Here is a 6681-nt window from a genome sequence, read left to right on the forward strand (position 1 = left end):
ACTTCGACCAGCACGCTGTCGCCGGTGATCTGGCCGAAAATGTCATTGACCGATTTGAAATTGTCCAGGTCCAGCCGCGCCACGGCGATCCGCCGGTCCTCGGCCTCGGCCTTTTCCAGCGCCGCCTGCAGGAAGTGGACGAAGGAACGGCGATTGGGCAGCCCCGTCAGGTTGTCGATATTGGCCAGCCGATGGTTTTCGTCCGACAGGCGCTGGGTCTCGGCCTGCTTGCGCTCCATTTCGGTGCGCGCTGCCACCACTTCGGCGAAATTGCGGAAATTGCCGAACAGGATCCACATCAGGCCCGCCATCACCAGCAGCAGGTTTATGGCCAGCGCCGCGAAGACCGGGTTGCCGGTGCTGACGAAAAACAGCGTGAAGGGCACCAGCACGCCCACCGCGACGATCATGGCGGCGGCGCGCAGATGCGTCAGCGAGAATACGCAGCAAATGCTGGTAATGCCCATGTAGAAGGCGACATGGGATTGCTGGAAGGCATTGCCATAGGGGTAAAGGCTCAGCGCCCAGGCGGCGAAACCGGCGCCCAGCAACACCGCGATGGCCACGGTGGAGCCGAGCAGGCTTCGGGCCCGCGCAAAATCGATCTGCCGGTCGCGCGAGCGCCACCAGGTGAAGATGCGGATGGCGCAGATCAGCGCCAGCGCCGCCGGAATATACAGCCGCAACAGGGCAGGGGCATCCTGGTGGGTTGCCGCCAGCGCCAGTGAATTGATCAGCAGGATGCCATACATCAGCGGAATTTGCCCGCTCAGCGCGCGTGCCTGCGCCAGGACCAGTTCCGGCTCTGCCGGAACGGCGAAAAAGCGCCGCAAAATCTCCATTCCAGCCATGCCGGCCCACGCCCCGTTCGTTGCGGGACGTTACGCAGGCAAATCCTAACACAAGCGTAAATCCGTCCATGCAATGCGCCGCGGCGGCCCGGCGGAGCCCACAACGATGAAATAGCCTGAAAAAACCCTTCACGCCCCCATTGGAAGCGGCGGAAACTCCGGCTAATAAGCTCATGAAATCGATTGCGGAGGCAAACTCCGCCTAATACCGCATCTGCTGGGATGCGAGGGGAGACGACCATGGCGCTGCCGGCCACCTATTCCGCCATCGAGTTGGGGGGCGGCTTTTCGCTTTCCGCCCCCGCGCGCGATCTCACCCTTCCCATCACCCTGCCGGGCGACGTGCACACGGCGCTGCTTGAGGCCGGCCGCATCCCCGATCCCTATTTCGGGGAAAACGAAAAGCAGGTGATGTGGGTCAACGAGACCGTCTGGGTCATGGAGCGCCGCTTTTCCGCCACCCCGGCCGATATCGAGGGCTATCTCACCCTCACCCTGTCCGAGGTGGATTGCATCGCCACCATTGTGCTCAATGGCGAGGTCGTGGCCCGCACCGACAACACCTTCCTGCGCCACGATATCGACGTGACCGGCAAGGTGCGCGCCGGCGAAAATACGCTGCGCCTCGAATTCGCCGTCGCTCCCGAGGTGGCCCGCGCCCGCGCCGAGGCCCATCCCTTCCCCATTCCCTTCACCAAGAACTACCAGACCAATGGGCTGAAGGGCATTCATATGAACTTCATCCGCAAGCCGGCCTGCCATGCCGGCTGGGACTGGGGCATCTGCCTGATGCCCATCGGCGTCTATGGCGCCATGCGCCTGAGCAAGGCGCGCCTCGCCCGGCAGCAGAGCGTGCAGGTCGATCAGCATCACAGCCGGAACGCCGTCGAACTCTCGATAAAGACTCGGCTTTTCGCCTTTGCTGATGGAGAGGTTGAACTCGTCCACCGCATCGACGGCCAGACCATTGGCGGCCGCATCGCGGTCCGCGCCGGCGAAAATGTGGTCACCCATAGCCTCACCATCGACAATCCGAACCTGTGGTGGCCGGCGGGGCAGGGCGCCCAGCCGCTCTATGGGTTGACCACCGATCTCGACGGCGAGGTCACCACCCGCCGCCTCGGCCTGCGCCAGCTCGAATGGGTGGTGGAAAAGGACGAGATCGACCACTCCTTCAAATGCCGCATCAATGGCCGCGACATCACCATGATGGGCGCCAACTGGATTCCGGCCGACGCCATTCCCAGCCGCATCACCCCCGCCGCCGTGCGCGACCTGCTCGAAAGCGCCAGGGCGGCCAATATGAACATGCTGCGCATCTGGGGCGGCGGGCAATACGAGCCCGATTATTTCTACGAATTATGCGACGAGCTGGGCCTGCTGATCTGGCACGACTTCATGTTCGCCTGCATGAGCTATCCGTCCGATCGGACGTTCCTGGCCAGCGTGCGCGAGGAAGTCACCCAGCAGGTGCGCCGGCTCTCCCACCACGCCTGCATCGCGCTCTGGTGCGGTGATAACGAGGTCATTGGCTCGCTGGGCTGGTATCCCGAAACCAAGGCGGCGCCCGAACGCTATGTCGCCAATTACGACCGGCTCAATTCCATGCTCGGCAATATCGTCGAGGATGAGGACCCGGCGCGCCGCTTCTGGCCGTCTTCGCCCTCCATGGGCTATCTCGATTTCTCCGATGGCTGGCATGCCGATACGCGCGGCGACACCCATTATTGGGATGTCTGGCATTCGGCCAAGAGTTTTGAGGCCTATCGCACCGTCAATCCGCGCTTCGCCTCCGAATTCGGCTTTCAGTCCTTCACCTCGATGAATGTCATCGAGAGCTTCACCGAGCCGAAGGACCGCAATCCGTCCTCTCCCGTGATGGAAAACCACCAGCGCAATGCCGGCGGCAATGCGCGCATCCTCGAGACCATGACGCGCTATTTCCGCTTCCCGCGCGATTTCGACCAGATGGTCTTCCTGTCCCAGATCCAGCAGGGCCTCGCCATCAAGACCGCCATCGAATACTGGCGCTCCACCAAGCCGCGCTGCATGGGCACGCTCTATTGGCAGATCAACGACATCTGGCCGGTGGCGAGCTGGTCGAGCCTGGATTATGGCGGGCAGTGGAAGCTGATGCATTACATGGCCCGGCGCTTTTATCTCCCGGTCAATGTCGTGGCCGTGCCGGTCCATGACAGCGTGCCGACCAATTCGCGCGGCACCCCCATCGAGAACGCGCCGCCGGACCGCATCGTCTTCAAGGCCATCAATGATACCGCCGCCGCCATCGAGCTTTCGCTCGACATCCGCGCCGTGAGAGTGGGCGGGGGCGAGCGAGTCGTCTTCAGCGGCAAGGGCCGGGTCGGCGCCGACGCCGCCGTGGAGCTGGCCGGCATCGCCCTGTCCGAGCTGGCCGCCGATGAATTCTTCTTCTTTTCCTGGTCCGACGCGGCGGGCAATCTTCTGGGTGAAAACGATTATTTCCCCCAACCCTATAAGGCCTACGAGCTGGTCCAGCCTTCCATCTCCGCCCGCTGGCCCGAGGCCGATGGCCTGCCGGTGCTGACGCTGTATACCGACCGGCCCGCCTTCTTCGTCACCGCCACCCTCGATGCGCCCGGCTATTTCTCCGACAATGCCCTGACGCTGCTGCCGGGCCGCCCGGTGGATCTCACTTTCCATGCCCGCCACGGCGCGGCGGTCACCCAGGAGGAGCTTGCGGACACCCTTAGCCTGCGCAATCTGGCCGAGACCTTCTAGGGCGTTTCCAGCAAGAGTGGATGCCGGTTTTCCGGTTCGGAAACGCGATAAAACAAAGGCTTAGATCATTTCAGCGTTTCGACTAAACGGTGAAATGATCTCGGCTGGGGGCGCTCGCCCGCCCGCCGCCTGCTTGCTTCCATACAAGTTTTCCCTTTGGGCGCATTGACTTCCCCGCCGGCTTTCGCCAACGCTCTGCCGACGCGCCTCTGCTGCGGTTTTTTGGATCAGCCATGCCCACTCCTTTCATTCCGCCGCAGGAGCGCCGCCTCTTGGCCATCGGTCTTTCGCTGATGGCCTATCTGTTGTTCACCTGCATCGATTCCTCGGCCAAATGGCTGGGTCAGGTCGGCATTGCCGCCGTGCAGGTGGTGTTCCTGCGCTATGCCATCCATCTGGTGCTGGTGGCGGCCATCCATCTGCCCCGCCATGGCAGCGATCTGGTGCGCACCGGCAGCATGCCGCTGCAATTCGCCCGCGCGCTGGCGCTGCTGGGCTCAACGAGCCTGAATTTCCTGGCGCTGCGCTACCTGCCGCTCACCGTCACCGGCGCCATCGCCTTCACCGTGCCGCTGCTCATCTGCGCTCTGTCGGTGCCCTTTCTGGGCGAGAGCGTGGGCTGGCGCCGCTGGACCTCCATCGCCGTGGGCTTTGTGGGCATATTGATTATCGTGCGCCCCGGCACCGATGCCTTTCACCCCGCCTCGCTGCTGAGCCTGGCGGCGGCGCTGTGCACCGCCTTCTATATGCTGCTGACGCGCCGGGTATCGGGCTTTGACAGCCCGGCCACCAGCCAGTTCTATGTCGGCATCGTCGCCACCGTGCTGCTCCTGCCGGTGGTGGTGTTCTTCTGGACCTGGCCGAGCACGCTCGACGGCTGGATCGCCTTTTTCGCCGTTGGCATTTTCGGCTTTGCCGGTCACCAATTGGTCACCGTCGCGGCGGGCCTCGCTCCGGCCTCGGTGCTGGCGCCCTTCGCCTATTTCCAGATCATCTTCCTGGCTCTGTCCAGCTGGCTGTTGTTCAACCAGCCGCCCGATATCTGGCTTTATGTCGGCGCGCCCATCGTTATCGGCAGCGGGCTTTATATCTGGCTGCGCGAACGCAAGCTGGCCAAGCCGGTGCCGGCCGCGCCCTCGATCGATAGTCACTGATTACCTATTGGCGGCCCGCCAGCGCGCCGCATAGGCGTCAAGCCCCGGTTCCGCCAGCGGCGTTACGGGACTGCCGCTGACCGGCTGCGCGCCCTCGCCGCCAAACAGCAGGCTGGCGCCGAGGCTGGTGCCGGTGGCGTCGCCCGAGGCGATCACCTCCACACCAGTGAGCCGCGCCAATGCCGCCGCGTAAAGCCCGTTCCGCGCCAGCGGACCCTCGATGATGATGCTGCGCCCTGTTCCGCAAAGCCCAAGGCAGGCTTCGGTCATCAGTGCCATATAGAGCGAGGCGGCGGCGGTGCGCTCGCCCGGGGTCAGCCCCTCGGGCGGCTGCGTCCAGGAGCCCTTGGCCCCCGGGAATGGTCCCACCCCCGGCACGAAGCCCGGCTGCACCCTGATATCGTCGGCGATGACCCGCGCGATATCGGCATCGTCCGGCTCGTGGATCTGAGGCGCCAGCAGATCGAATTCCCGCCCCCCCATGAAGCGCGCCGTCGGCACCGGGCGTCCATGGGCGTCGGTATTGGCCAGGCTGTCCCGTGCCGGATCGAGCCGGTCGGTCTTGCCGCCAACCGTCATAGCGATGGTCCAGGTGCCGCTCGAAACGATGGTGAAAGGCGTTTCGCTCCGCCCCAGATGCGGCACCAGCGAGGCGTTGGAATCGTGAATGCCGCAGGTGACCGGCGTCTGCGCCGCCAGCCCAAGTTGCGCCGCCAGCTCCGGCCGGATCGGCCCCAGAACCGACGCCGCCGGGCGGATCGGCGGGAAAAGCTTGCGCCAGCCCTCGCGGTCGACCAGGCTCGAAAACTCCTGGGCCACCGGCGCCCATAAATCGGTGTGGCAGCCCAGCGAGGTCACTTCGCTCGCAAGGATCCCGCTGAGCCGGAAGGCCCAGTATTGCGGATAGGTGAGAATGGCGGTGACCCGCGCGAAGGCCTCGGGGAAAGCCCGGACCTGCCAGAAGATCTGCGCGCCCAGGTTGAGCCCGTTGGGCAGGGCGGGGGAGAGCGTTTCGGCAAAATCGGGCCGCGCCGCCCGATAGGCTTCAGCCACTGCTTGTGGACCGTCATGCTCATAATCGAGCACCGGCAGGGCCAGTGCGTCTCCGGCCATCAGCGCCGCCGTCGCCCCATGGGTGGTGATGGAAATGCCGCCCACGCCATGCTCGGTCGCGAAGGCCTTGAGCGCTTCGAGAATGAAGGCCCACAGCGCCTCGGTGTCGGCATGGGGATAAGGGCCGTCGCGCCGCACGCCATTGGCCATGCTGCGGCTGGCCAGTTGGCGCTGGTCCGCGCGCGCGATCAGTACCACCTTGGCGTTGGTCTTGCCGATATCGATGACGGCGATGGTCGAAGGCTGGGTCATGAACGAGGCTCGCGGAACGGTTTCCAGCCGCAATACTGGAAAACGCCCCGCGACGCCACTACTGACATGTTAGTTTGGGCCGCGCCTTATTTCACCACCAGCACCGGAATGTCGGAGCGCGCCAGCACCTCGGAGGCCTGGCTGCCCAGAAGCAGCCGCCCCAGTCCGCGCCGGCCATGCGAACCCATGACGATGAGGCTGGCGCCCTGCGCCTGGGCGGTGGAGATGATGGCGTCGGCCGCAAGGCTCGAGGGCACGTGGATCTTCTCGATGGTCTGGCCGGTGGTCTTGGCCAGCTCCTCGGCCTCGTCCAGCGTTGCGGCGGCGGATTTGGTCTTGGCCGCTTCCAGTTCGGCGATGATCTCGCCGGTATTGACGGCCATCATTTCCGCGCCGGGCGCGATGATGAGCGAGGGCTCGGTCGCCGTGACGACGAATACGCGCGCCTCCGATTCCTTGGCCAGCTTCAGGGCATGGCGCAGCGCCTTGTTGGCCAGTTCCGATCCATCGATGCCGACTACGATACGGGAATACATGATCGCCTCCTTGTG

The 6681-nt window shown here is 64.5% G+C and carries 5 protein-coding genes; 2 read left to right on the forward strand and 3 right to left on the reverse strand.

The features are described from left to right. Positions 1-851 (reverse strand): diguanylate cyclase domain-containing protein (locus tag VDP82_RS12195; RefSeq protein WP_323015120.1); only part of this gene is annotated, 851 nt, incomplete at its 3' end. A 240-nt stretch (positions 852-1091) separates the two neighbouring features. On the opposite strand from VDP82_RS12195, the gene VDP82_RS12200 reads away from it, so the two are divergent. Further along, positions 1092-3611, forward strand: a complete 2520-nt coding sequence (locus VDP82_RS12200) for a beta-mannosidase (protein WP_323015121.1) — start codon at positions 1092-1094, stop codon at positions 3609-3611. Between the two features lie 233 nt (positions 3612-3844). Further along, complete coding sequence (locus VDP82_RS12205) at positions 3845-4765, forward strand: DMT family transporter (protein WP_323015122.1); 921 nt, start codon at positions 3845-3847, stop codon at positions 4763-4765. On the opposite strand, the gene VDP82_RS12210 is transcribed toward VDP82_RS12205, so the two are convergent. Then, positions 4766-6130 carry an FGGY-family carbohydrate kinase gene (locus tag VDP82_RS12210; RefSeq protein ID WP_323015123.1) on the reverse strand — a complete coding sequence of 455 codons (1365 nt, stop codon included), beginning with the start codon at positions 6128-6130 and terminating at the stop codon, positions 4766-4768. 86 nt (positions 6131-6216) lie between these two features. Next, positions 6217-6681 (reverse strand): universal stress protein (locus VDP82_RS12215; RefSeq protein WP_323015124.1); only part of this gene is annotated, 465 nt, incomplete at its 5' end.

The sequence above is a fragment of the Devosia sp. genome (assembly GCF_034675085.1).
In the GTDB taxonomy this organism is placed as follows: domain Bacteria; phylum Pseudomonadota; class Alphaproteobacteria; order Rhizobiales; family Devosiaceae; genus Devosia.